The organism is Kitasatospora sp. NPDC056327 (assembly GCF_042261735.1).
GTDB lineage: Bacteria > Actinomycetota > Actinomycetes > Streptomycetales > Streptomycetaceae > Kitasatospora.
Window position 1 is genome coordinate 1 of record NZ_JBHJRC010000491.1, and the last position, 3115, is coordinate 3115.

Sequence of the window (3115 nt, forward strand, 5' to 3'; positions counted from 1 at the left end):
ATCGAGTTGTTTCGGGGGGTGGTGGTGGGGCTGACGCCAACGCACACGGGTTGAAGGGGGGGGGGGGGCTGGCCCCACCCCCGCGGCGGCCGCCGCCCGGCCGGCCGCCGCGCCGCCGCGGCCGGCCCAGCTGCCGCCGGACGCCGCCGACTTCACCGGGCGGACGGCCTCGGTGCGGGCGCTGCGCGGGGCGCTGGCCGCCCCCTCCGAAGAGCACGGAGCACCGGGGCACGGAGCACCGGAGCCCGGCGCGCCGGACCGCCCCGGGGCCACGGAGGGCGGGAACGCCGGGCCGTCGAAGGCCCTGGTGATCGCGACCGTGGTCGGGATGGGCGGGGTCGGCAAGACGGCGCTGGCCCTGCACGTGGCGCACCGGGTCCGGGACGGTTACCCGGACGGCCAGTTGTACGTGGACCTGCGCGGCTCGGATCCGGTGCCGGCCGACCCGGAGGCGGTGCTGAGCGGCTTCCTGGTGGCGCTCGGGGTCGCGGCGGACGCGGTGCCGGACGGCCTGGACGCCCGCTCGGCACTGTTCCGCTCGGTGGTGGACGGCCGCCGGCTGCTGCTGGTGCTGGACAACGCCAAGGACACCGCGCAGATCCGGCCGCTGCTGCCGGGCGCGGTCGGCTGCGCGGTGCTCACCACCGGCCGGACGAGGCCGGCCGGGCTGTCCGCCACCGTGCAGGTGGACCTGGACGTGTTCCAGCCGGAGGAGGCGCTGGACCTGCTGGGCCGCACGATCGGCGCGGAGCGGCTGGCCGCCGAACCGCGCGCCGCGGGCGAGCTGGTGGTGGCCTGCGGCTACCTGCCGCTGGCGGTGCGGATCGTGGCCGCCCGGCTGGCCGCCCGGCCGGGCTGGACGGTGGAGACGCTCAGCCGCCGCCTCCAGGTCGAGCGGCGGCGGATCGACGAGCTGCGGATCGGCGACCTCGCGGTGGCGGCGGCCTTCGAACTGAGCTACCGCCAGCTGACGGCGGATCAGGCCAGGGCGTTCCGGCTGGTCGCCTCGGTGGACGGGCCGGACATCGGCCTGGCGGCGGCCGCCGCGCTGCTGGACCTCGACCCGTACGACGCCGAGGACCTGTTGGAGGCGCTGGTCGACGTGGCGATGGTGGAGTCGCCCTTCCCCGGGCGCTACCGGTACCACGACCTGCTGCGGGCGTTCGCCCGGAGACGTCCTGCCGAGGGGCACCCGGAGGGGGCCGGCGAGGCCGGCGGGGACGACGGGGAGACGGTGGCGGCCCGGGACCGGCTGCTCGACCATCTGCTGGCCACCGCCTGCACCGCGTTCCAGCACGCCGTGCCGGGCGACCCGGCGGCGGGCGCGCTCGGCCCGGCCCGCTCCCCCGGCGTCGCGCTGCCCGGCCGGGAGGCGGCCCGCGAGTGGGCGTCGGCGGAGCGGGCGGGCGCGGTGGCGCTGGCGGCCCAGGTCGCGGCCGGCACCGCGGCCGCGGGCTCCGCCGGTACGGGGGGCGGCCCGGGGCGGGCGCTGCCGGCCGCGATCGACCTGCTGATCGCACTCACCCCGTTCGTGCTGACCCCGCCGAGCCGTCAGCTCGCGGCGACCGCCGACGCGCTGGCGGAGGCGGCCGCCCGGCACGGCGACGCCCGGGCGGAGGGGCGGGCGCACTTCCTGCGCGGGAACGTCGCCCTGGCCGCGACCCGGCTGGACGCGGCCGAGGCGGCGTCCCGGCGGGCGGTGGAGGCGGCGCGCACCGCAGGGGACACGGTGATCCTGCGGCAGGCACTCAACGACCTGGGGCTGATCTGCCAGTTCCTGAGCCGCTACGACGAGGCGGTGGACCACTACGACGAGGCGCTGCTGCTGGCCAACCGGCTCGGACACCGGTCCGGCGCACTGGTGACGACGGTGAACGCGGCGCTGGCACGGGTGCGCAGCGGGCGGGCGGAGGAGTCGGTGACCATCTGCCACGAGGTGCTGGCCGAGCTGCGGACCCGGCAGGACGATCCGGGCCGGGCGTACACGCTGTACGTGCTGGGGCTGGCGCTGCACGCGCTGGGGCGGCACGAGGAGGCGGTGACCTGGTTCGGCGAGTGCCTGACGGTGTCGGTGGCGGCCGGTCTGCGGGACCGGGCGGCGCACGCGCGGTACCGGCTGGCGGACAGTCTGCGCGAGCTGGGCCGGGCGGACGAGGCGCTCGGCCACGCGGAGCGGGCGCTGGCGCTCTGCGAGGAGCTGGGGGCGGAGCGGGACCAGGCGCAGGCGCTGGTGGTGCTGGGCCGGGCACTGGCCGGTCTCGGGCGCGGGGCCGAGGCGGGGGCGCGGCTGCGAGAGGCGCTCGCGATCTTCCGGCGGCTGGGGCTTCCGGAGGCCGCCGAGGTGGCGGGGCTGCTCGCGGAGCCGGCGTTCGCGCTCGTGGATCCGTGAGGGGGCCGACCGTTCGGGGGCGGCAGAAACGGTTCTGCGCGGGGTGGGCAGGTCGGGACGGCGGGAATCAGGAGCCGGTGCTGTTCCAGTCCCCGTGGCCGGTGCCGTCGGTCGGGGTGGCGGTCGGGGTCGGGGTCGGGGTGACGGTCGGCGCGGTGGCGCCCGGGCCGGCCGCCGGACCGGCCGCGGGGCCGTCCGCCATCGCGGTGCCCGCCGCGCCCAGGGCGAGCAGGGCGCCGAGGCCGAGGCCCGCGACGGCCAGGCGGATCCGGGCGGTGCCGTTCGTGGAGTGCTTCGCCATGACTGCTCCCTGGGGGTGGTCTTCCCTGGTGGGAAGGGGTTGTACCGGCTGACGTGATCAGCATGGCAAGCAGCGTTCAACGGCTGATCGACGCACGAGCACCGTGCGTCGATCGCCGTCGTCGATCGGGCCGCCGGGCGGGGGCGCGGCTGGGAGGGGCGGACTTCGGTTCGCGGTGGACTGGAAGCTGCGGGAGGCGGACTACGCCAAGTGCGGGCCGTGCCGGCCCGGGGAGAACTGCCATTGACCGGCCCCGCGCCGCCGTCGTGCCTCCCGCAAGGCGACCGCGCCCGCCGGTGCCCCGCAGGCCGCCGAGGCCGCTGTGGTCGTCGAGCCGGTCGCGCCCGCCCAGCCCGTGGTCGAGCCGGCCGCCGAGGCCGCCGAGCCGGTCGCACCCGCCGCCGAGGCCCCGCGCGGCCGTACCC

At 78.3% G+C, this 3115-nt stretch carries 2 protein-coding genes; one reads left to right on the forward strand and one right to left on the reverse strand.

Translation table 11 applies throughout. From position 1 onward, the window contains the following. The first annotated feature begins 172 nt into the window (after positions 1-172). Positions 173-2389: a tetratricopeptide repeat protein gene (locus tag ACFCX4_RS35610; RefSeq protein WP_376151522.1), complete on the forward strand. Its 2217-nt coding sequence runs from the start codon at positions 173-175 to the stop codon at positions 2387-2389. A gap of 67 nt (positions 2390-2456) precedes the next feature. Here ACFCX4_RS35610 and ACFCX4_RS35615 read toward each other — a convergent pair whose 3' ends face one another. After that, positions 2457-2690, reverse strand: coding sequence for a hypothetical protein (locus ACFCX4_RS35615; RefSeq protein ID WP_376151524.1), 234 nt, complete (start codon positions 2688-2690; stop codon positions 2457-2459). Positions 2691-3115 lie beyond the last annotated feature (425 nt).